Origin of the sequence: Rossellomorea marisflavi, assembly GCF_001274775.1 — a bacterium.
Taxonomy (GTDB): Bacteria; Bacillota; Bacilli; order Bacillales; family Bacillaceae_B; genus Rossellomorea; species Rossellomorea marisflavi.
In genome coordinates this window covers 316,147-335,751 of the sequence record NZ_LGUE01000008.1, presented here as the reverse complement: position 1 = coordinate 335,751, position 19,605 = coordinate 316,147, and the positions used below count along the sequence as shown (strand labels likewise).

At 48.1% G+C, this 19,605-nt stretch carries 28 protein-coding genes and 1 pseudogene; 13 read left to right on the top strand and 16 right to left on the bottom strand.

Features of this window, described 5'->3' with window-relative positions:
* Positions 1–16: 16 nt before the first annotated feature.
* Both AF331_RS19735 and pgmB read left to right on the top strand, forming a co-directional pair.
* On the top strand, positions 17–1,282 hold the full coding sequence (locus AF331_RS19735) for an ATP-binding protein (RefSeq protein ID WP_152915723.1): 1,266 nt from the start codon (positions 17–19) through the stop codon (positions 1,280–1,282).
* A 36-nt stretch (positions 1,283–1,318) separates the two neighbouring features.
* Positions 1,319–1,990 carry a beta-phosphoglucomutase gene (pgmB, locus tag AF331_RS19730; protein WP_053429707.1) on the top strand — a complete coding sequence of 224 codons (672 nt, stop codon included), beginning with the start codon at positions 1,319–1,321 and terminating at the stop codon, positions 1,988–1,990.
* 79 nt (positions 1,991–2,069) lie between these two features.
* On the opposite strand, the gene AF331_RS19725 is transcribed toward pgmB, so the two are convergent.
* Positions 2,070–3,431: a YjiH family protein gene (locus AF331_RS19725; RefSeq protein ID WP_053429706.1), complete on the bottom strand. Its 1,362-nt coding sequence runs from the start codon at positions 3,429–3,431 to the stop codon at positions 2,070–2,072.
* A 380-nt stretch (positions 3,432–3,811) separates the two neighbouring features.
* Between AF331_RS19725 and sda the strand changes: the two genes are divergently transcribed.
* Complete coding sequence (sda, locus tag AF331_RS22050; RefSeq protein WP_079514210.1) at positions 3,812–3,946, top strand: sporulation histidine kinase inhibitor Sda; 135 nt, start codon at positions 3,812–3,814, stop codon at positions 3,944–3,946.
* A 71-nt stretch (positions 3,947–4,017) separates the two neighbouring features.
* Here the strand turns inward: sda and AF331_RS19720 are convergent, their stop codons facing one another.
* Entirely contained in the window at positions 4,018–5,331 is a 1,314-nt protein-coding gene (locus AF331_RS19720; RefSeq protein ID WP_053429705.1) for a short-chain fatty acid transporter, read from the bottom strand.
* A 184-nt stretch (positions 5,332–5,515) separates the two neighbouring features.
* On the opposite strand from AF331_RS19720, the gene AF331_RS19715 reads away from it, so the two are divergent.
* Complete coding sequence (locus tag AF331_RS19715; protein ID WP_053429704.1) at positions 5,516–6,388, top strand: Cof-type HAD-IIB family hydrolase; 873 nt, start codon at positions 5,516–5,518, stop codon at positions 6,386–6,388.
* Between the two features lie 52 nt (positions 6,389–6,440).
* A complete protein-coding gene (locus AF331_RS19710) occupies positions 6,441–7,514 on the top strand; it encodes a PQQ-dependent sugar dehydrogenase (RefSeq protein ID WP_053429703.1) in 1,074 nt (357 codons plus the stop codon).
* Between the two features lie 58 nt (positions 7,515–7,572).
* Here AF331_RS19710 and AF331_RS22635 read toward each other — a convergent pair whose 3' ends face one another.
* The 7 genes and pseudogenes from AF331_RS22635 to AF331_RS19685 form a co-directional block, all read right to left on the bottom strand.
* Positions 7,573–7,722, bottom strand: coding sequence for a hypothetical protein (locus AF331_RS22635; RefSeq protein WP_160316596.1), 150 nt, complete (start codon positions 7,720–7,722; stop codon positions 7,573–7,575).
* A gap of 8 nt (positions 7,723–7,730) precedes the next feature.
* Positions 7,731–7,886: a YvrJ family protein gene (locus tag AF331_RS19705; protein ID WP_048004785.1), complete on the bottom strand. Its 156-nt coding sequence runs from the start codon at positions 7,884–7,886 to the stop codon at positions 7,731–7,733.
* Between the two features lie 46 nt (positions 7,887–7,932).
* Positions 7,933–8,475, bottom strand: a complete 543-nt coding sequence (locus AF331_RS19700) for an N-acetylmuramoyl-L-alanine amidase family protein (RefSeq protein ID WP_053429702.1) — start codon at positions 8,473–8,475, stop codon at positions 7,933–7,935.
* A gap of 30 nt (positions 8,476–8,505) precedes the next feature.
* The gene (locus AF331_RS19695; RefSeq protein ID WP_373921157.1) at positions 8,506–8,922 is read right to left on the bottom strand and encodes a YcbK family protein; all 417 of its coding nucleotides are present in this window, start codon (positions 8,920–8,922) and stop codon (positions 8,506–8,508) included.
* Positions 8,923–8,994: 72 nt separating this feature from the next.
* Positions 8,995–9,120 (bottom strand): annotated as a pseudogene (locus AF331_RS23225) (peptidoglycan-binding domain-containing protein); the annotation flags it as partial.
* Positions 9,121–9,347: 227 nt separating this feature from the next.
* Positions 9,348–9,563 carry a hypothetical protein gene (locus AF331_RS19690; RefSeq protein ID WP_053429700.1) on the bottom strand — a complete coding sequence of 72 codons (216 nt, stop codon included), beginning with the start codon at positions 9,561–9,563 and terminating at the stop codon, positions 9,348–9,350.
* Positions 9,564–9,568: 5 nt separating this feature from the next.
* Positions 9,569–10,144 carry a sigma factor-like helix-turn-helix DNA-binding protein gene (locus AF331_RS19685; protein WP_053429699.1) on the bottom strand — a complete coding sequence of 192 codons (576 nt, stop codon included), beginning with the start codon at positions 10,142–10,144 and terminating at the stop codon, positions 9,569–9,571.
* Positions 10,145–10,409: 265 nt separating this feature from the next.
* Between AF331_RS19685 and AF331_RS19680 the strand changes: the two genes are divergently transcribed.
* Positions 10,410–10,754, top strand: coding sequence for a hypothetical protein (locus AF331_RS19680; RefSeq protein ID WP_053429698.1), 345 nt, complete (start codon positions 10,410–10,412; stop codon positions 10,752–10,754).
* A 37-nt stretch (positions 10,755–10,791) separates the two neighbouring features.
* On the opposite strand, the gene AF331_RS19675 is transcribed toward AF331_RS19680, so the two are convergent.
* Complete coding sequence (locus tag AF331_RS19675) at positions 10,792–11,583, bottom strand: SDR family NAD(P)-dependent oxidoreductase (protein ID WP_053429697.1); 792 nt, start codon at positions 11,581–11,583, stop codon at positions 10,792–10,794.
* Positions 11,584–11,626: 43 nt separating this feature from the next.
* On the opposite strand from AF331_RS19675, the gene AF331_RS22240 reads away from it, so the two are divergent.
* Both AF331_RS22240 and AF331_RS22630 read left to right on the top strand, forming a co-directional pair.
* Positions 11,627–11,833 carry a hypothetical protein gene (locus tag AF331_RS22240; protein ID WP_152915721.1) on the top strand — a complete coding sequence of 69 codons (207 nt, stop codon included), beginning with the start codon at positions 11,627–11,629 and terminating at the stop codon, positions 11,831–11,833.
* Positions 11,827–12,021 (top strand): hypothetical protein, encoded by a 195-nt coding sequence (locus AF331_RS22630; protein WP_160316595.1) that lies wholly within the window; start codon positions 11,827–11,829, stop codon positions 12,019–12,021. Before AF331_RS22240 ends, AF331_RS22630 begins: the two co-directional genes overlap by 7 nt.
* A 403-nt stretch (positions 12,022–12,424) precedes the next feature.
* Here the strand turns inward: AF331_RS22630 and bshB2 are convergent, their stop codons facing one another.
* The 4 genes from bshB2 to AF331_RS19655 all read right to left on the bottom strand — a co-directional run bounded on the left by bshB2 (position 12,425) and on the right by AF331_RS19655 (position 14,997).
* The gene (gene bshB2, locus AF331_RS19670) at positions 12,425–13,108 is read right to left on the bottom strand and encodes a bacillithiol biosynthesis deacetylase BshB2 (protein WP_053429696.1); all 684 of its coding nucleotides are present in this window, start codon (positions 13,106–13,108) and stop codon (positions 12,425–12,427) included.
* Positions 13,109–13,137: 29 nt separating this feature from the next.
* Positions 13,138–13,485, bottom strand: a complete 348-nt coding sequence (locus AF331_RS19665) for a YojF family protein (RefSeq protein ID WP_053429695.1) — start codon at positions 13,483–13,485, stop codon at positions 13,138–13,140.
* 207 nt (positions 13,486–13,692) lie between these two features.
* On the bottom strand, positions 13,693–14,502 hold the full coding sequence (pdxK, locus tag AF331_RS19660; RefSeq protein ID WP_053429694.1) for a pyridoxine/pyridoxal/pyridoxamine kinase: 810 nt from the start codon (positions 14,500–14,502) through the stop codon (positions 13,693–13,695).
* A gap of 144 nt (positions 14,503–14,646) precedes the next feature.
* Positions 14,647–14,997, bottom strand: a complete 351-nt coding sequence (locus tag AF331_RS19655; protein WP_053429693.1) for a YflT domain-containing protein — start codon at positions 14,995–14,997, stop codon at positions 14,647–14,649.
* Positions 14,998–15,191: 194 nt separating this feature from the next.
* Here AF331_RS19655 and AF331_RS19650 point away from each other — a divergent pair, with 194 nt between their 5' ends.
* From AF331_RS19650 to AF331_RS19640, 4 genes are all read left to right on the top strand, one after another.
* Complete coding sequence (locus AF331_RS19650; protein ID WP_053429692.1) at positions 15,192–15,857, top strand: uracil-DNA glycosylase; 666 nt, start codon at positions 15,192–15,194, stop codon at positions 15,855–15,857.
* Between the two features lie 48 nt (positions 15,858–15,905).
* Positions 15,906–16,100, top strand: a complete 195-nt coding sequence (locus tag AF331_RS22975; RefSeq protein WP_412177732.1) for a hypothetical protein — start codon at positions 15,906–15,908, stop codon at positions 16,098–16,100.
* Positions 16,101–16,200: 100 nt separating this feature from the next.
* Positions 16,201–16,485 (top strand): YwdI family protein, encoded by a 285-nt coding sequence (locus AF331_RS19645; protein ID WP_053429691.1) that lies wholly within the window; start codon positions 16,201–16,203, stop codon positions 16,483–16,485.
* Positions 16,486–16,518: 33 nt separating this feature from the next.
* Positions 16,519–16,890, top strand: coding sequence for a DUF423 domain-containing protein (locus tag AF331_RS19640; protein ID WP_053429690.1), 372 nt, complete (start codon positions 16,519–16,521; stop codon positions 16,888–16,890).
* Between the two features lie 41 nt (positions 16,891–16,931).
* Here the strand turns inward: AF331_RS19640 and gerQ are convergent, their stop codons facing one another.
* Entirely contained in the window at positions 16,932–17,375 is a 444-nt protein-coding gene (gerQ, locus tag AF331_RS19635) for a spore coat protein GerQ (protein ID WP_053429689.1), read from the bottom strand.
* A gap of 217 nt (positions 17,376–17,592) precedes the next feature.
* Positions 17,593–18,339, bottom strand: coding sequence for a hydrogen peroxide-dependent heme synthase (gene hemQ / locus AF331_RS19630; protein WP_048004802.1), 747 nt, complete (start codon positions 18,337–18,339; stop codon positions 17,593–17,595).
* Positions 18,340–18,631: 292 nt separating this feature from the next.
* Between hemQ and pta the strand changes: the two genes are divergently transcribed.
* Entirely contained in the window at positions 18,632–19,603 is a 972-nt protein-coding gene (gene pta / locus AF331_RS19625) for a phosphate acetyltransferase (RefSeq protein ID WP_053429688.1), read from the top strand.
* Positions 19,604–19,605: the final 2 nt, after the last annotated feature.

Below are 19,605 nucleotides of genomic sequence, written 5' to 3'. Positions count from 1 at the left end.
AAGGAGAGGAAGGCACGTGCGCTCACATGACATTTCTTATATCATTATGCGACTGGTCCTGTCAGCGGTGCTGTTCCTCTCCGCTATGGTCATGGTGTTTGTTCTAGAGGGAGTGGCCCTTATGGTGGCTATTCCCACAGTTGCGTGCATCAATATCGGTTTACTCTATCAGTCCATTAAGAGGGCCCTTACGTTTTCTTCTGCCCACGAAACGCTCCTGGAGGAAGAGAATCAGCTTTCCACTCTCCTCCACTCCCTGCCGGATTTTATATCGTTCAAGGATGGGGAAGGAAGATGGATGAAAGTCAACCAGTTTGGGAGGGAGCTTTACAACCTGGAAGGCATCGATTACATCGGAAAGACCGACAAGGAGCTGGGAGAGCTTGTTCCTTTCTTTAAGGACGCCTTCGATTTCTGTATTGAATCGGACGAAAGGGCGTGGGATGAAAGAGGGACTCGCTGCGAAGAGAGCTTTGTCCTGCCTTCCGGTGAGCAAAAGACCTTCGATGTCATCAAGGTCCCGCTCTTTCATTCAACTGGAGGAAGAAAGGGTCTGGTCATCATCGGCCGGGATATTACCCAGCAGAAGGTAGCTGAAGAAATGCTTCTTCGAAATGAAAAGCTGTCCGTCGTGGGTGAGCTTGCCGCAGGCATCGCCCATGAAATCCGTAACCCCCTGACCAGCATCAAGGGATTCATCCAGCTGTTGGAGGAGAACGAACATGTTTCAGACCGGTACTTAACCATCATGAGTGCCGAAATGGACCGCATCAATCAGATCGTCGGAGAGCTACTCATTTTGTCGAAGCCGCATCTGAGGGAATCACGTCCGTTTGATATAAGGGAAGTGTTGGACTACGTCGGCAAAGTAATGGGGCATGAGGCACTGATGAAAGGGATCAATCTGAAAGTGGACCTTCCCCAGGAGCCGATTGAGATCATCGGGGACCGTAACCAATGCATACAGGTCGTGATCAACATCACGAAGAATGCCATCGAGGCCATGGAAGAGGGCCTCATCACCATCAAAGCCCACTGCTTGGAAGAAGAAATATTGATCACCATACAGGATCAGGGAGCAGGCATACCTGCAGACAGGCTGGAACGACTGGGAGAACCGTTTTTCACCCTTAAGGAAAAAGGCATGGGCCTCGGACTCACCATCAGTCAAAAAATTATCGAAGGTCATAAAGGAAGTTTAAAGATCGAATCAGAATTGGGGGAAGGGACCCGTGTCACAATCGGGTTCCCCATCCATGCACGCCTGCCGTCAGTACCATGATGGCAGGTTTTTCAGTTCTTATACAGGAGGTTGACGATGAAGATGATCGAAGCAGTCATTTTCGATATGGACGGGGTCCTGACGGATACAATGCCCCTTTATTACGAAGCAACCAGGGATACCTTACTTCCATTCGGCATTGAGTATACATGGGAGCAGAATGATCGATTGAAGGGAATCAGCAGGAGGGAGACCATCCGAACCGTTTGGGAGGAAGCGGGGAGGAAGATTGAAGAAGAATTGGAAATCCGACTCGCGGAGGAGAGGAATCGACGCTACCTGCAACTGATGGACAGCTTGACGCCTGATCATATCCTCCCTGGTATGGAATCATTCCTGAAGGAACTAAAGGAGAATGGAATCCGGATGGCTGTTGCCTCTTCCAGCCGGAACGCACCGGAGGTCCTGAAGAAAACCGGTCTTTCTTGGGCATTTGAATACACCATCGATCCACTTTCCCTTAACAGGGGGAAGCCCGATCCCGAGATTTTCCTGAAGGCGCGGGAGTTGCTGGGAGTCGAAGAGAGAAGGTGTGTCGGGATCGAGGACGGGGAAGCTGGATTAAGAGGCCTTCTTGAGACAGGGATGTTCACGGTAGGGGTCGGAAGCGATCCCTTCATGAGAAATGCAGACTGGTCGATTGCTTCCACTTGGGACCTGACACTGGAGGCACTGCAGGAAAAACATCACAAATGGTGCGTGACGTAAGGAAGCCTCTTACATTTGCCACTCACCATATTACAAAAAAGGAGTACCCGGTTCGTTCCGGGTACTCCTTTCGTATAAGTCAGAATAACAGGTGGGCAATTCCGACAATGATGAGTAGAGTCAAAATCGTCCGTTGAAGGAAGATGACCACGAGATCCCAGAAGGAAACAGGAATTTTGGATCCGAGGAGCAGTCCTCCGACTTCTGACAGGTAGATCAACTGAGTGACGGACAGGCAGGCGATGATGAATCGGGTCATATCGCTCTCGATGCCCGCACCGAAAATCGTAGGCAGGAACATATCCGCAAATCCGACCAGGATCGTCTTCGAAGCCTCTGCTGCTTCAGGAATCTGAAGGAGATCGAGTACAGGGATGAAGGGGATACCGATCCATTCGAAGAACTTTGTGTTCTCCGCTACGATGAGTGCCGTCGTTCCGATGGCCATGACGATCGGGGCTACGCCCATCCACATATCCAATACATTCTTCATGCCATCTGTGATGAATTTTGACACACTGTTGTTCTTCTTTGCCTGTAGGACAGCCTGTTCATAGCCATAGCTTACACGGGTATAGCCTTCAGGAATGGTCTCTGCTGTGTCCTTCCCTTCCTGATCGTTGAAATACGTATCAGGCTTGCGGGACAAAGGCGGGATACGCGGCAGTATGATTGCTGCGACGAGTCCGGAGAACGTCACCGTAAGATAGAATGGGAAGAAGAAATCACTCAGGTTGACCGTCGAAATGACCACGAGACAGAAGGTGATGGATACAACGGAAAACGTTGTCCCGATGACAGCTGCTTCCCGCTTCGTATAAAAGCCCTCCTCGTACTGCTTGCTGGTCAGCAGGACCCCGATGGTCCCGTCGCCAAGCCATGAAGCCAGACAGTCGATGGAGGAGCGGCCAGGCAGATTGAAGATCGGCCTCATGACCTTCGTCAGGATGGAGCCGAAAAACTCAAGAAGACCAAAATTCAAGAGTAATGGTAGAAGGAGTCCGGCGAATAAAAAGACGCAGAACAGGATGGAAATCAGCCCATCCGCGCTCAGGAGCAGCCCCCCTGTGTCTTCTGACCATATCCACTCCGGCCCTAATTGGAAAAGGGTCATGACAGCGTAGATACCGCCGACGATCCTGATCACGAACCAGACGGGCGTCACATTGAACAGCGTTTTGAAAAACGGTGAGTCCATGATGATCGCCGGTTTGAAAGCCTTCGTGATGAATGTCCCGATGATCGTCAAGGCGATGAGGATCGTCATGACATAGGGAATCACCGGACCGATTGCATCGAGTAGTGCATTCGATAGGACGGCGATCGGGATTGTCACTTCACCATCGACCGGTAAAGGAACTATAAATAATAAAATTCCCAGCAAGGAGGGAATGATAAAACGTAACTGTTGTCCGAGTGTAAATCGTTGTTGCGGATTCATAGGTTCACCTCAAAAAAGTAATGACGAAAAATGAAACATTATTCATTCTAATGCATACATATTTAATTGTCCATACTCTACTGCAAACTGGATAACAATAGATGCCTTTGATTATCTTCCCAAAAAATTTCTCTGATAAACAACCTTTGAAGAAATCCTGTACTCAATCCCATATTTTTATATAGTAAGCGCTTACAACTATAGTTTACCTTATAGTTCTTTCAATTCAACTCTTTTTCAAAACACATTCAAAAGTCCTCCCCTAAGCCGATAAAAAAAGTAGTAAAAGGAAATATATTATATTTTTCTGGTAAATAGGTTTAATGGGGATTATTAGGGGTAAAAGGAACCCATAACCAGGTTAGTCAGGAGTGTAGTAGATGCAATCACTAACATTACTTACTGAAGAGCAATTAACCAATGCCCACCGAATGGCACAAAAAGAAGGACTGGAAGAAGAATTCATCGAGATGTTGGAAGTGGAGCTATTGAGAAGAAGAGAGAGTGAAATGTAATTTTCACCGAAACTCGTAAATGATAGGTAAAAGGCTGCTCACCAGATGAGAACAGCCTTTTTTGTGTGTATTTATAAGATCAGGAGTCCGATTGAAATGACGACACCGCTCACAATCAGGATCAAAACGCAAAAGCCCATGATATCCTTCGCTTTAAGTCCGGCGATGGCAAGAGCCGGCAGGGCCCAGAACGGCTGGATGAGGTTCGTCCAGGCGTCGCCCCAAGCCACAGCCATAGCCGTTTTGGGAATCGATGCATTGAGGGCCTGTGCGGCATCAAGCATAATGGGAGCTTGTACGGCCCACTGGCCTCCACCAGACGGGACGAAGAAATTAACGATCCCTGCTGAAAGAAAGGCAAAGAAATAAAAGGTTGTTTCATTTGCAATGGAAACGAAAACCTCAGACACGAGGACAGCAAGTCCAGAAGCCCCCATCATGCCCATGATCCCAGCGTAAAAGGGGAACTGTATGACGATGCCGCTTGCCCCTTTGATGGCTTCCTGCACGGAATTCAGATAGCTTTTCGGGGTCCCGTGGAAGAGGATGCCAAGGAACAGGAAGAGGAAATTCACAATATCCAAGTTCAACGCGAAGCCGTTATTGATGAAATAGTAGACGATGAATCCTATTCCAAGTAAGGATATGATGACCGAAAGGATCGAGCTGTTCTCCAGGCGTTCAGCGGGAGTAGGTTCGACCACTTCCGCAGTGGCTGCAGATTCATTGAACAAGGATGGATCAACAGAAACGGTATCTTCCTTTGAGGGCATGAGCAGCCTGTTAGCGATGGGAAGAATGATGAAGAGGGCGACAACAATAAAGATATTGAAGGCCGCAAACATCGTTTCACTTGTTGGGATCACGCCCATCTTGGCTTCGAATGGATGTCCAGCTGTCGCAATCGATAAAGGGATGGAACCGGAAAAACCACCATGCCATACGACAAATCCGGAGTAGGCACTCGCAATGAGGAGGCGGTAATCAACTCCTTTGACCCGTTTGGCCAATTCCTTTGCAAATAGGGCACCGATGACGAGACCGAATCCCCAGTTGATCCAGCTCGCTGCGAGCGACACAAGGGTAACGATGATGATGGCCGATCCGGGGGATTTTGCCAGGGAAGCAAGATAGCCAAGCAGTCGTTTGAATAAAGGACTGCTTGCCAGAACATACCCCGTCACAAGCACAAGCACCATTTGCATGGAAAAGGCAAGAAGCCCCCAAAAGCCTTCACCCCAATATTGAACCATGTCGACGGGTGAACTTTTTGTAAAAATGATTCCCGAAGCAAAAACAAAGAGGGTAAGGATGATGACGAATAAGAACGGATCTGGTAGGTAGCGCTGCATGATTCGGTTCGATAAGGCTGTGAGTTTCTTCAATGAATGTCACTCCTTTAGGCTATGTGAAAAATTGATATCCCTACTTAGTTCTATAAAATGTTTGAAAACCCTTTCATTTAAAGGGACTTTCTTCAAGTGGAGTGGTGCAAACTAATAAATGATAGCGGTTCATGATACAATGACCTAATTAAGAATATTTTCCTGAAAGAAAGGTGTCTGATCAATGATTACAAGTGTAGCAAGCGATATGGATGGAACATTATTGAATGAAAAACAAGAAATCAGCGAAGGGAATAAAGAGGCGATCCTGAAAGCCCAACAAGCTGGAATCGAAGTGATTGTGGCAACGGGCCGCTCTTACGAAGAAGCCTCCTATGTTGTGAAAGAGGCAGGGATCGACTGCGATATCATCTGTGCCAATGGAGCGGAAGTCCGGGATGCTGATGGGGAAATCGTCTATCAGGCGGGCATCGAGGATGATCGTTCGAGGCAAATCGCGGCAGAACTGAACGAGCTCGGTATCTATTTCGAGGTGTATACGAATCAGGGTACATACACAGAAGATTATGAGAAGGGGATCGATCTCATCATCGACATCTTCAAGACTTCGAATCCCGACGTATCAGAAGCACAGGTGAGGCAGGCTGCGAAGGAAAGGTACGACGAAGGTCGCATCAATGTCGTGGAGGATTATGAAGTCCTTTTCGAAGATTCGGAGCATCTTGTCTTCAAATTCCTCGTGTTCTCCAAAGATCGGGAAAAGCTTCAGCAGGCCCAATCTGTGCTGGCGGAACTGAAGGATCTTGCCGTCAGCTCTTCAGGTAAGAACAACCTTGAGATCAATAGCATCCACGCACAAAAAGGGGTAGCCCTTGAAAAAGTATTATCATCAAAAGGGTTGAATGTAAAAGACGCCATGGCCATAGGTGATAATTTGAACGACCTGTCCATGATGAAGGTTGTGGGTCGTCCGGTCGCCATGGGTAATGGCCTCCCTGAAGTGAAGGAATTCTGTTCCCACGTGACGGCTACTAACCGTGAAGATGGTGTGGCAAAAGCAATCCTGGACGCAATGGAGCAGTCGGAACAGGACTGAAATGAAGAAAAACAGGCTATACTGGTGAAAAATCATAAAAGGAGCTGAATGCATGAAACATCCATTCATATGGATCATCTTCAGCTTGGTCCTGATAGCGGGATGTGCCGATCAGGAGGAAAAACAGCAGGAAGAACATGCATCAGTCGAAAAACCAAGCGTTGAATATGAAGTCGTTGCCGATTCGCTCTCCATTCCATGGTCCATCGACCAAGACGGAGAGACGCTTTATGTAACCGAGAGGACAGGTTCCATCGTAGAAGTACAGGAAGGGAAGAAAGATAAGATTGACGTTTCCTTGGAAAAACCGTTATCGGACAACCCTGAAGCAGGTCTGTTGGGCTTCGTCCTTCATCCGGATTTTGCTCAAAATCAGCAAGCGTATGCCTATTACACCTATGATGACGGCGGCACTCCTTATAACAGGGTCATCCTTCTTGAAAGGAAGGATCAATCCTGGAAGGAGAAGGACGTTCTTCTCGACCGGATCCCGAGCGGTCAGTTCCATCATGGAGGTCGTCTTGAAATCGGACCGGATGAGAAGCTTTACATCACCACAGGAGATGCCACAAATGACGAGAAGGCTCAAGATCCCGAATACCTTGGCGGGAAAATCTTGAGGATGAATCTCGACGGAAGCATCCCGAGCGACAATCCTTCCGATAGCTATCTGTGCAGTTATGGACATCGAAATCCACAGGGCTTGGCCTGGGATGGGGAGACCCTATATGCGACGGAGCATGGACCGAAAGGCTATGATGAAGTCAATATGATTGAAAAAGGGGCCAACTACGGCTGGCCGGATGTAACGGGTGACGAAGAAAAGGAAGGGACCATTCCTCCTCTCGCTCATTCAGGTGAGCCATCATGGGCCCCGTCGGGAGCCGTTTTCAGTGAAGGGAAGCTCCTGTTTGCGACCCTCGCAGGACAGAGCATCAAGCAGTTCGACCCGGACACCAAAGAGGTCACCGACCTGCTGGATGGCTTTGGCAGGATTCGAGATGTCCATGTAGATGGGGAAACTCTCTATTTCACAACGAATAATACGGACGGAAGGGGCATCCCGCGAGAGCAGGATGACAAACTGTATAAAGTGGACCTATCCACCATTGAAGGAAAGCAATAGATAAAGAGGCCGTTCTGGTCTCTTTTTTTGCAACAAAAAAAGGGCAGAGCCCCGGCGCTCAACCCTTCTTATCCATTCTTAACAGCAGCACGCTTCCGATCAGAAGCAGCACAGCCATCCATGCATGGAACTGACTCAACCAAAGTCCGATCCCCACCATGCCGATCCCGATGGCGACCAAATTGGATACATATGATATCACATTCATGAACCTCCTTACTGCCTGTCTTCTTTGGAGAAAGTCTGGGACAGGGCCTGAATGGCCTGCTCCAACTGCTCAAGCTTCTTCTCCAATTTAACGAGCAGGAAAAGGGTGACGGCGATCGGGAATCCGAAGTTACCGAGCAATTGGACGAACACAGAATAATCCATGATCATTCCTCCTTATAAGAAAGCGGGCGGGGAGCCCGCCCTGGATTTACAGATTAAGTGCTTTGGCAATGCCAAGGCCGATGGCATTCGATAATCCCTGGATGAACGATGCACTTTTTAATAGATTCGTGTCATTCACGCTGTCCATGAACAGATTCTCGAGGAGGATGGCCGGCATGGACGTTCCACGAAGTACGGCGAAGTTAGCTACCTTCTTGCCGCGGTCACGGAGGCCATACTGGGAATAGAATTTCATGATCTCAGCATGGACGACATCCTGCCTGCGGCCGGTTTCAGTTTCCCTCGTGCCGGTATAGACGAAGCTTTCAAACCCAGTGCCACCGCCTGCATTATGGTGAAGAGAGACAAAGTAGGAAGCACCGAGTCCATTGGCAAAAGCGGACCGCTGGGATAATTCGATAAAGACGTCGGTGGAGCGGGTCATGCGGACATCCGCGCCGTAATTGGATTCGAGATAGGCTTTCACCTTAAGTCCGATCGTTAAAGCAAGATTCTTTTCTTGAAGACCGTTTCCGATGGCTCCTGGATCAGAGCCGCCGTGTCCCGGGTCTAGTACGATGATTGGCATAATGGCATTCCTCCTGTTTTTTTGATTGATTTAAGCCCAGTAGTACGTTTGGGCGCCGTATGAGTATTCCGCGCGGCTGTCGACGTGCAGGAACGTATTGTATTTGATGATTCCGCTGAATCCGCATGTTTTGGCCACTTCCGCCACCTGTGAAGGGGTCTTTCCGGAAGGGTTGATATCCGCTGCGATCCCGTAGGTGTGCTGGGAGTTCGAGGCTCCTCCTACACTGCGGTTATGACTGATGCTTCGGAATCCTGAGTTGATGGTGACGGGAGGGTTCCCGAGCTTTTTGCGAAGTGCTTCCAGCTTGTACATGAGGCGGCGGATATTCTCCCTCACCTGAGTCGATCCGACGTTCCCTCCATTGAAGGTGCTTCCGTCCTTGGAATAAAATTCAGAGAAGTTGAAGTGGGCAGTCGATCCGTCACTTGCTTCCAGTGCGTTCAATTGAGTATGGCTCTGAGGACCGGCAACGCCGTCTGCTGTCAGACCATAAGCGCTTTGGAATCGCTTGACGGCAGCTGCAGTCCCTGCACCGAATACGCCATCAACGGCCACATGAGTCTTTGCCGGTGAGGCAGCTGCCCAGCCTGCCACCCGGATTTGCAATTCTCGAACATCGTTACCAGAGTCACCTTGCTTCATTGTCCTTGTCCAGTTCATGTAACATCTCTCCCTATGATATGAATGGTAAGAGACAAACCAAAGGGATGCGGCACGGCGATCGAAGTCATCCCAACCTCATCGCGACCGTTTCGTTTGCCTTACACTTACTAAAGAAAGAGAAGGAAGTAAAACTACAACCTCCCTGCAAAAATCCACGAAAATAAGGCAAAAAAAACCGGCTGGATTCAGCCGGTCGATCATTGTCATTACTCCAAATCAAACAGTCCTGGAATGCGGTCCATCGAATACTCCCTCACATAGTGGATAATCTTGATTTTAAGCTCCTGCTCAAGATCATCACGGTTTTCAGCACGGGTCATGTAGAGGGATTTCTTGATTTTCGGTTCGAATGTCGTAATCACCTTTGTTTCATATTCACCTGTAGCCTGTGCTTCTTTTACCATTTCATAAAGTGCGCCCATTGCATCTACTCCTTCTTCTGTAATAGGGTTCGTAATGCATTCAAAGCCTTTTTATGGCTCTTGGATATGGCCTGCTGGGATACCCCCATGCTCCTTGCGATTTCCGTATCGCTCCATTCCTGGACGTAAGCGAGGTCAAGGATCCTTTGCTGTCTCTCTGTAAGTGCCATGTAGCCTGCGAGAAGATCGTCGTCCTCCAGGCATTCTGCCAGTGTCGAGTAATTCTTGAATGGTGACAGGCTGTCCGAATGATCGGGAACAAGATCGATGAACGCCTGCCCGTCCCCCTGATCGGTTTTCTTATCAAGAGTGAGAGGATGCCGCTCGGAATACGTCCGATGCTTCTTATCAAAATTCACACTATGGAAATACAGGGAGGAACTCACATAGGCCGTAAAACGGATATCAAAATAATGGGACTTGAATGCTTCGTTCAATTCGTGTTCCCGTTCAGCGTTCGGTTCATGGAGGAACTGTTCGATCAATGTTCTGTTTTCCTCCTTGCTGATAAACGAATCGACCGCTTTGTTATGCTTGAGATGAGGGTAATGCTTGTAAAACCGGGTCATCAATGTGTCCATTTTTTTCACCACCATTAGAACGTATGTTCGGTTTTGTAGTAAAAAAAAGAGAGAGAAATCTCGCTTTTACTATATAAAGAATCAAAACGTTATAAAAAAACAACCTGCCAACCACTATTCATACCAATGTACTACTAATTAAACCATATTAAGGCATCAGCTGAAAGTGAGGATGGCACTAATTTCATTTCTTTTCCCGGGAAGAAGGCTTTTTCACTTGGAAAGTAGAAGTTTACTAGACAGTCCTTTGAAAGGGAGTGCTTGCATGAAAACGCGCTTGATCCTCTCTGGTGTCATGAGTCTGGCCGTCATCCTCAGCGGGTGCGGTACAGATGGATCATCTAAAGAAAAGCCGAAGGACGATGCGGAAGAAACCGTCGTTCCCGAGGCAGAAAAGGGTGTTGAACATTTGGATATGCTAGCCAACGATGAACAAATCATCAAAACGCTGAAAGAATCAGGTAAGATACCTGAGAACGCCACGAAAGAAGACATTGAGAAAGCACTGCAGGATTATATAAAAGATAAAAACGCCGACACGCTGAAAAATGAAAAAGAAAAACAGAAATACATCGAGGAGCTTAAAGAAAAGATCAAAAACGAACAATGAGAGAAGCCGCCGAAGCAATCGGCGGCTTCCTTTTTTATCATCGCATGACGCTTCCACCTGAGATCTTCATGGACTCGCCTATCACATTGAAGGAGGAATCGCTTAGCAGGAAAAGGATGACGTTCGCCACTTCGCGGGGAGAAGTCAGCCGGTTGGATGGAATTCCAGACTTTGCGACTTCAAGCTGCTCTTCATATGTGCGGTTTTCCCGTTCGCCTTTTGAGGCGATGGCTTCCCGTCCCATCTCGGTATCGACGTAGCCTGGACACACCGCATTGACTCTCACGCCGTGTTCGATTGCTTCATGGGCGAATGCTTGGGTGAAGCCAGTGACAGCGAACTTGGATGCGCTGTAGGCGCTGTTGCCGTGTGTACCCCTTAATCCAGAGAGGGATGATAGATTGACGATGGATCCTTCCCCATGCTCCTTCATACCTCGATACACGTCCTGGGTGATGGCGACGAGGGAGAAGTAGTTGAGTTCCATGATGGTGCGCATGTCCTCTTCAGAGAGTTTCTCAACAAGATCCCCGCCCCCGATCCCGGCAGAGTTGACCAGTCCAGTTATGGGACCGAACGCTTCAATTGCATGGGAGATGAGCTGTTGACGGTCCTCCTCCTTGGTCAGGTCTGCGGGGAAGACGTGGAGATTGTTTGGGGACTGGACGGATTCTTTGAGTTTGGCAAGTTTGTCTTCGTTCCGCCCGGTAACGGTGACCTTCGCCCCTGCCTCAATGGCAGCGATGGCCGTTTCGTGACCGATGCCTCCTGTGGCACCGGTGATGAGGATGTGCTGGTTTTCAAGTGCTTGGTTGTGAAAGATGGTCATGTTTTTTCCTCCTTGTGTTTTAGGGTTACCCTGTCGGGGAGGGGTGAAAACCATTTTGGACAGTCTCGTGGGTAGAGGGGTTCGTTTCGTTCCGCTGCGGCCGACCGCTTTCTGCGGGGTGGTCGGTGAGCAGCTTCAGCTGCGCCTGCAGGGTCTCACCTGTCCACTATTCCCGCGGGAGTCGGTCGGCCTTCGCTGCACTGAACTGAGCGGTTTAGGAGTAGTGATGACTTCCAAGATCAGATGGTAAAGATTCCACCCATTTTTTATTTGGTAAGGAATGGGGCAGGTTTCGTTTCGTTCCGCTGCGGCCACCCGCTTTCCATGGGGCGTGCGGTGAGCCGCTTCGGCAAGCCTGCAGGGTCTCACCCTGCCCGCTATTCCCATAGGAGTCGGGTGGCCTCCGCTGCACTGCACTGTGTGCTTTTCAAGGCGTGATAACTATTGTTCATGGGATAGATAAAATCATTAGATTGTGATTGGAAATAGAGGAAGTTGCGATGGTATATCAGACTATCGCACAAATGAATATGCATTCGATTTTTACACAATATCGTAATTTGTAAGAGTGGCAACTAGCCTATAGTCAAATGGAATCCCACCTTGCTTAAAACTACAGAGTGGATTGAATCGGAAGGTGCTTGACTCCAGCGGAAAAGGAGGAGTGGCGAGACCCCGCAGGCACGAGGAGGCTCGACGCCCTCCCCGCAGGAAAGCAAGCACCTGCAGCGGAAAGGAACGCCCCTTATACACACGGATAAATCCTTAAAAAGAACGCAAACAACCCCCAAGACCGCTGAAATCCCGGACTTGGGGGTTGTTGTATTATTACGTCATACCGTTATTCCACTGAATCGTTTTCCCACTGATAGCTCCAGAATCGTTCGTTGGTTACCCAGCGAAGGGCTTCAGGATCATTTTGCTCGATGCCTTTGTCCAAATCTTTCAGCATCCAGGCGGTTTGGGAGATGTGGGCTCTCATCGTGTTCAGCTTTTGCTCTTTCACAGCAGAAATATCGACTGTGATATCCGGTTGGCCGAGTTCCTTTTCGCATCCGTTCGAGAAAGCCAGGCAGTGAAGCTTCGGACGCGAAGCCTTCGGCAAACGGCGCACGGCCCTTATGACGGCGCGGGCAGTTGCCTCGTGATCTGGATGGACGGAATAGCCAGGGTAGAATGTGATGATCAGGGAAGGGTCGAGCTCTTCAATCAGTTCTGTCACCATATTCGCGAGCTTTTCATCATTTTCGAATTCGACCGTTTTATCGCGATAGCCCATCATGCGAAGGTCTTGAATGCCCATGACCTCTGCAGCTTTTTGAAGTTCCTTCTTACGGATGAGAGGGAGGGATTCGCGTGTGGCAAATGGTGGGTTACCCAAATTACGGCCCATTTCACCAAGGGTCAGGCATGCATACGTGACAGGGGTTCCGTTATTGACATGAGATGAAATCGTTCCGGATACACCGAACGCTTCATCGTCGGGATGGGGAAAGATTACGAGTAATTGTCTTTCTTTTTCCATTTTGAAATCTCCTTTATCGAAAAATCGTTCTACTTGAATGGGGTAGGGCTGATCTCTAGGGCCACGGCCAGTTTGCCATCGGCTCCGTGTCCGGCCATCAGCAGTCTGCCTTCATCCTCTTGTTCATAATGGGTCAAGCCTTCGGCGTAGATCCAACCGATCTCCAGCTTCAACCCGACACGGAAGGGACCGTCACCGACAATTTTTCCATGTTCGTAATTGACCTTGGCGTTACGGATGTAGGCACCTGCCGAGAAGAAATTCTCATTGAAGTGGGATGCATAGGCACCGTTCGTCGTCTCTAGATGTATATATATATCTTGACGTGCAAACTGATTGATCAATCCTTGCACATCCGCTAATTGAATAGGCTTCATATCATATCCTCCTCATAATGAAAAAACCATTATGTACTATCTTACTAAATTTAGTGGCCGAAAGCGAAAACTCTGTTTGATAATCCGCATATGCGGAGTCTAGTATTCCCATCCAGCATCGTCAGCATCCGTATGAGGCGCAAGTGGAACAAAAAAGAGACCGTCTTGAGGCTGCTCGCAGCCTCAAAACGGTCTCTTGGGAAAATCTTATTTTTCAAATCGATTGTATGCTCCGTGCATGACGGGCCCTACGTATTCATTTAACTTGAATCCGTGCTTGATGGCAGCTGTAACGAATATTTTTGCATTTGTCACAGCTTCTTTAACATCTTGTCCATTTGCAAGATTTGCCGTGATGGCAGCCGCGAATGTGCATCCTGCTCCATGGTTGTATGTGGTATCCACTTTATCTTCTTCCAGGATGGTGAAGTCCGTTCCATCATAGAAAAGATCGAGGGCTTTTGTGTGTTCAAGCTGCTTTCCGCCTTTGATGACTACGTTCTTCGCTCCGAGGTCATGGATTTTCTTTGCGGCTTCCTTCATGCCTTCGATGGTTTTGATTGGACCTGACTGGGCAAGCTGTCCAGCTTCGAAAAGATTGGGAGTCACCACCGTGGCGCGCTGAAGGAGATGTTCTCTCATAGCGTCGGTTGTTTCAGGGTGAAGAACTTCATCTTCGCCTTTACAAACCATCACCGGGTCGATGACGACTTTATTCAAACCGTATTGATCGATTTTTTTTGCAGCAAGCTCGATGACTTCCACTGTACCGAGCATCCCGGTTTTCATTGCATCGATGCCGACAGAAAGGACGGTCTCAAGCTGAGCTTCCAAAGTGCTTACCGGAAGGGGATGTACGTTGTGGTGCCAGTGATCGGCAGGATCCATCGTGACGACGGTGGTAAGGGCGGTCATGCCGTAAACGCCGTGCTCCTGGAAGGTCTTCAGGTCCGCCTGGATGCCTGCGCCCCCACTTGTATCAGAACCAGCAATGGTTAGTGTTTTCTTCAATGTCATCGTAGAATTCCTCCTAATTAGTGCGGGTGTAAATGTAAAAGTCTGACTAAAGAATATACTATCACATAGGGAATATCAAATTGTATATTTTCATTGCATACGAAAGAAGACACCGGTGGCCGGTGTCTTCTTTCGTCTCCTGGTTTAGAGGACGCCTTGGTTGTGATCGACTCCGTGTTTGGAAGCGACAATGACTAATTTCCCCTTGTCGAGTTCTTCCTCATACGTATCAGCTTCTGCCTGATTGAGTCCGACTGCTTTCATCTTGGAGCGCAGCTCATCACCGCGTTTTTGGAACAGGTTCCCGATTGCGTCGAATACGCCTTGTTCTTTAAGTCCTACCGATTCAGTATCCGTCCCATCGGTGATATGCTGGGAACGATTCTTATCATGTGCAAATACGAAAATATCGTCCTTTGTATATCCTTGGCTTGTCAGCATTTCGATTTCTTTCTTTGCTTCGACTACGTTTTCTACCGTGTGTACTTTATACATGAATGAATACCCTCCAATAAAAAGTTGTGATTTCTTATGAGTACTGTTCCCGCTGTACATAGAGTTAAACGTCAGGGGGGCAGTCCGTACAGATGAAACCCTCTGGCAGGGAGTAGTGGATTTACAGGTGTTCCGCGATGAAGCTATAGTAGAAGAGCAGATAACCAAATAGAGAAAGTGGAAAGGAGTCTGGCATGATTTTTCAAAATGACTGGGCGGATTTGTTAGATGATGAGTTGAATAAGGACTATTACCGGTCCCTGAGGGAGTGGCTGAAGAAAGAATATGGCGAGCATACGGTCTACCCGCCCATGTTCGATATCTTCAATGCCTTCCACTACACTTCATATGACGACGTCAAGGTAGTCCTGCTGGGGCAGGATCCTTATCATGGACCGAATCAAGCAGAGGGCCTGAGCTTTTCTGTGAAGAAAGGGGTCAAGATTCCCCCGTCCCTCCGGAATATGTACAAGGAACTTGAAAGCGACATCGGCTGCCCTGTGCCGGAACATGGTTCGTTGGTGAAATGGGCAAAAGAGGGCGTCCTCCTCTTGAATACGGTATTGACGGTGAGGGACGGGGAAGCGCACTCCCATCGGAACAAAGGATGGGAGCGTCTGACGGATCATGTGATCAAAACGTTGAATGAACGTGAAAAGCCAGTCGTATTCATCTTGTGGGGGAAACCTGCTCAATCAAAAGAAAAGCTGATTGATCATTCCGTCCATTTCATCCTTAAATCCCCTCATCCGAGCCCGCTGTCAGCACATCGAGGGTTCTTTGGAAGCAGGCCTTACTCTAAGGCCAATCAGTTCTTGAAAAAGCACAATATCCCTGAAATCGATTGGTGTATTGAATAGCGTGTTTCACGTGGAACATCCGGTGAGGAGTGGGTTCCTTACAATTCTGTGAACATTGAGAAAGGGAAGTGGAGGAATGAAGTCAAAGGCGACTCAAGTGAACTGTTTTCAATGCGTCTATTTCTATACAACCTGGGAACCTGCGCATCCGCGTGGCTGCAGGGGATACGGCTTCAAAACGAAGTCGATGCCCTCGGCTGTCGTCCGCCAATCCTCAGGACATCCATGTTTAAAATTCGTTGAGAAAGCGAAGGGTCCGACCAGTTGCTAATTTCATCACGAACAATTAGGATTATGGAGTAGGTAAACGAATTCATGAGGATGTTGAAAGGAGTACGACAACATGAATATCCCTCATCAGTCTTTAATCAAGAAAATGGAGATGGAGATCGGGAAGGCAAAGAATGCAGAAAAGGCCAGCCAGATCCGGGAACACATCTATTCCATCAAGGCGATGTGCGAATTGCTCCTCGAAGAGCAGACGGGAGAAACATCTGCGGTCTTCCAGCAGTCAGCCGTTCAATATGTCCCGCAGCCGGAGCCGATATCCAAGCCGGTTACCATCCAGAAGGAAGAGCCGCTGGAAACGGATGATGGCGCAAATGGTTCATCCCTTTTTGATTTCTAATAAAAGCATCAATGGAAGAAAGGACGAAGAGCAATGAAGACATTCATCATCATCGGAGCGATCAATGCTTTCTTATCGGTGGCACTTGGCGCGTTCGGTGCCCATGCACTTGAAGGAAAGATTTCCGCCAAATATATTGAGACCTGGAATACAGGTGTTCAATATCAGATGTTCCATGCCATCGGAATCCTGATCATTGGAGTCATGCTTGGGAACCTTGCACCAAGCTCACTCTTATCATGGTCGGGTTGGTTGATGCTGATCGGAACGATTCTGTTCTCTGGAAGCCTGTATGTTTTGAGTCTATCAGGAATCAAGGTGCTCGGAGCCATCACTCCACTTGGAGGAGTCAGCTTCCTTGCAGCGTGGGTGCTCCTGATCATTTTTGCCGCGAAAAATCTGTAAAACGGAAAGCCGCCATCCCGCTGAGGATGACGGCTTTTTCATTATCTTCGAGGTGTATACCCTTGAGCATATGGATATTCATACTCGATTTCTTCATCAAACGTGATGTAATCCAAATAGATCATCGGGATAAGGTAGCGCATGCCGGTCTGGGGATCGGTGAGTATGAGATGATCCCTCCCCGCAGCCTCAATGATTCCTTTGAAGACTTTCGCATTCCATTCTTTATTATTTTCAAATGTGGCATATACCGTGGCGACTTTTCCTTTGTTCAACCGGAGGATGTTCTCGATGTACGATTCTTCCATCGGAAGCATGCCGGGAACATTCTGTGACGATGGTGCCGGGGCATTTGTCGGGGAAGGGATGTAATTCCCCCCTGATTGCGGCATATTGAAGTTCTGTCCCTGACTCTGCTGGCCTCCATACTGACTATACGGATTATACTGGTTGTATCCTTGCCCATAGTTAGGATAATTAGACAACGCGTTGACCTCCCTTTATTCTCCAGGTGCCCATCAATCAGCACCTTGATTCCTATACCCTGTGGACCGTTTTAGAACTTACGGTACCTGACTGTCTCACTAATTCACTCTATGAGGGGAGAAAGGGGATTATTCATGAAAATCCTTTTTTATCGGAGAAGGGGGTTTTTTACATAAGAAAAACGCGTCCTGGTATAGGTTCCAGGACGCGTTTAGTTTAGTTTACATGCAGGAACGTTTCGATTTTTTCTTCAGGTAGGAGGTTCCCTACATAGAAAGCACCGAATTCCCCATAACGTGCGCTGACTTCATCGAAGCGCATTTCGTACACAAGCTTCTTGAATTGAAGGACATCATCTGCAAATAGCGTGACGCCCCACTCGTAGTCGTCGAAACCGACAGAGCCTGTGATGATCTGTTTCACTTTGCCGGCATATTGACGGCCGATCATCCCGTGACTTCTCATCATATCGCGACGGTCTTCCATCGGAAGCATATACCAGTTATCATTTCCTTGGCGACGCTTGTCCATTGGATAGAAGCAAACGTGATTCGCTTTAGGTAGGATCGGGTAAAGACGCTCTTTCACATATGGGTTTTCATATGGATCGCCTTCTGAAGGCATGTAGTTACCCAATTCGACTACTGAGACATATGAGAAGGTCGGAACGGTAAATTCAGCGATCTTCAGCTTGTTGAACTCGTTCTCAAGCTCGTTCAGTTCTTCCATGGTAGGACGCAGGATCATCAGCATGAAATCAGCTTTCTGTCCGACGATCGAGTAGAGGGCGTGGCTGCCTTCCTTCGCATCCTGTGTACTGTTCAACTTATCTAAAAAGCGGTGGAATTCCGCAATGGCTTCCGTACGATCTTCGCTGGAGAGCATCTTCCATGTCGTCCAATCAATCGCCCGGAAATCATGAAGGGAATACCAACCATCCAGTGTTTGTGCCGGTTCTGCCAACTTGATCACTCCTTTAATCAATATCCATCCATTACTATATCATAGTTTCACCAATGAAAGCGCATACCCATACTTGAATGTCGTAAAAATGGCACAATCAGGGATAAAGGGAAACACGCGGGAACAGACTATATGAGTATTCATAGAGATTCCTGGGTAAAGGAAAAGCGTTCAGTTTTTTGAAAACAAAGAATTTTATAGTGGAAGCGATACCAAATCGACTTTCCCTTGAATTCCTCTATGAGAAGAGTATTCTAAGATTGGATATGTATAAATCAAGGAGGTTCCTCTATTGAGTAATTTATTTGCGACATTGACAGATAAAGTAAAAGGTAAAGAATTGAAGATCGTTTTCCCTGAAGGTACTGATGAGCGCATCCTTACTGCCGCTTCCCGCCTTGCTGCAGACGGCATCCTGACGCCGATCGTGATCGGAAACAAAGAGCAGGTCGAAGCGAAAGCACATGAACAGAACGTGAAGCTTGAAGGTTGCGAAATCATCGACCCTTCAACATTTGCAGGCATGGACGATTTGGTGAAATCTTTCGTGGAACGCCGTAAAGGCAAAGCAACTGAAGAGGACGCGAAAAAGATCCTTCTTGATGAAAACTACTTCGGAACCATGCTTGTATATACTGGACAAGCACACGGTCTTGTAAGCGGAGCGGCTCATTCAACAGCAGACACTGTGCGCCCTGCCCTTCAGATCATCAAAACAAAAGAAGGCGTGCGCAAAACGTCCGGCGTCTTCATCATGGTACGTGAAGAAGAGAAATATGTATTTGCTGATTGCGCGATCAATATTTCCCCTGACAGCCAAGACCTTGCTGAGATTGCCATTGAAAGTGCAAAAACAGCGGAAATGTTCGATATCGATCCTCGTGTTGCCATGTTGAGCTTCTCGACAAAAGGATCGGCTAAATCACCTGAAACAGAAAAAGTGGTTGAAGCCGTAACCATCGCAAAAGAAAAAGCACCTTCCATCACAGTGGACGGAGAATTCCAGTTCGATGCAGCATTTGTTCCTTCTGTTGCTGAGAAAAAGGCTCCAGGTGCCGATATCCAAGGAAATGCCAACGTCTTCGTATTCCCAAGCCTTGAAGCAGGGAATATCGGATACAAAATCGCTCAACGCCTTGGTAACTTTGAAGCAGTCGGACCGATCCTTCAAGGATTGAACGCACCGGTGAACGACCTTTCACGCGGTTGTAACGAAGAAGACGTGTACAAGCTAGCCCTCATCACGGCAGCTCAAGCACTGTAAGA

What these genes read in the sequence shown, in the direction of transcription:
- pgmB (WP_053429707.1), top strand. Translation starts at nt 1,319, where the DNA reads ATGAAGATGATCGAAGCAGTCATTTTCGATATGGACGGGGTCCTGACG.
- AF331_RS19725 (WP_053429706.1), bottom strand. Translation starts at nt 3,431, where the DNA reads ATGAATCCGCAACAACGATTTACACTCGGACAACAGTTACGTTTTATC.
- sda (WP_079514210.1), top strand. Translation starts at nt 3,812, where the DNA reads ATGCAATCACTAACATTACTTACTGAAGAGCAATTAACCAATGCCCAC.
- AF331_RS19715 (WP_053429704.1), top strand. Translation starts at nt 5,516, where the DNA reads ATGATTACAAGTGTAGCAAGCGATATGGATGGAACATTATTGAATGAA.
- AF331_RS19710 (WP_053429703.1), top strand. Translation starts at nt 6,441, where the DNA reads ATGAAACATCCATTCATATGGATCATCTTCAGCTTGGTCCTGATAGCG.
- AF331_RS22635 (WP_160316596.1), bottom strand. Translation starts at nt 7,722, where the DNA reads ATGAATGTGATATCATATGTATCCAATTTGGTCGCCATCGGGATCGGC.
- AF331_RS19705 (WP_048004785.1), bottom strand. Translation starts at nt 7,886, where the DNA reads ATGGATTATTCTGTGTTCGTCCAATTGCTCGGTAACTTCGGATTCCCG.
- AF331_RS19700 (WP_053429702.1), bottom strand. Translation starts at nt 8,475, where the DNA reads ATGCCAATCATCGTACTAGACCCGGGACACGGCGGCTCTGATCCAGGA.
- AF331_RS19690 (WP_053429700.1), bottom strand. Translation starts at nt 9,563, where the DNA reads ATGGGCGCACTTTATGAAATGGTAAAAGAAGCACAGGCTACAGGTGAA.
- AF331_RS19685 (WP_053429699.1), bottom strand. Translation starts at nt 10,144, where the DNA reads ATGGACACATTGATGACCCGGTTTTACAAGCATTACCCTCATCTCAAG.
- AF331_RS19680 (WP_053429698.1), top strand. Translation starts at nt 10,410, where the DNA reads ATGAAAACGCGCTTGATCCTCTCTGGTGTCATGAGTCTGGCCGTCATC.
- AF331_RS19675 (WP_053429697.1), bottom strand. Translation starts at nt 11,583, where the DNA reads ATGACCATCTTTCACAACCAAGCACTTGAAAACCAGCACATCCTCATC.
- AF331_RS22630 (WP_160316595.1), top strand. Translation starts at nt 11,827, where the DNA reads ATGGTAAAGATTCCACCCATTTTTTATTTGGTAAGGAATGGGGCAGGT.
- bshB2 (WP_053429696.1), bottom strand. Translation starts at nt 13,108, where the DNA reads ATGGAAAAAGAAAGACAATTACTCGTAATCTTTCCCCATCCCGACGAT.
- AF331_RS19665 (WP_053429695.1), bottom strand. Translation starts at nt 13,485, where the DNA reads ATGAAGCCTATTCAATTAGCGGATGTGCAAGGATTGATCAATCAGTTT.
- pdxK (WP_053429694.1), bottom strand. Translation starts at nt 14,502, where the DNA reads ATGACATTGAAGAAAACACTAACCATTGCTGGTTCTGATACAAGTGGG.
- AF331_RS19655 (WP_053429693.1), bottom strand. Translation starts at nt 14,997, where the DNA reads ATGTATAAAGTACACACGGTAGAAAACGTAGTCGAAGCAAAGAAAGAA.
- AF331_RS19650 (WP_053429692.1), top strand. Translation starts at nt 15,192, where the DNA reads ATGATTTTTCAAAATGACTGGGCGGATTTGTTAGATGATGAGTTGAAT.
- AF331_RS19645 (WP_053429691.1), top strand. Translation starts at nt 16,201, where the DNA reads ATGAATATCCCTCATCAGTCTTTAATCAAGAAAATGGAGATGGAGATC.
- AF331_RS19640 (WP_053429690.1), top strand. Translation starts at nt 16,519, where the DNA reads ATGAAGACATTCATCATCATCGGAGCGATCAATGCTTTCTTATCGGTG.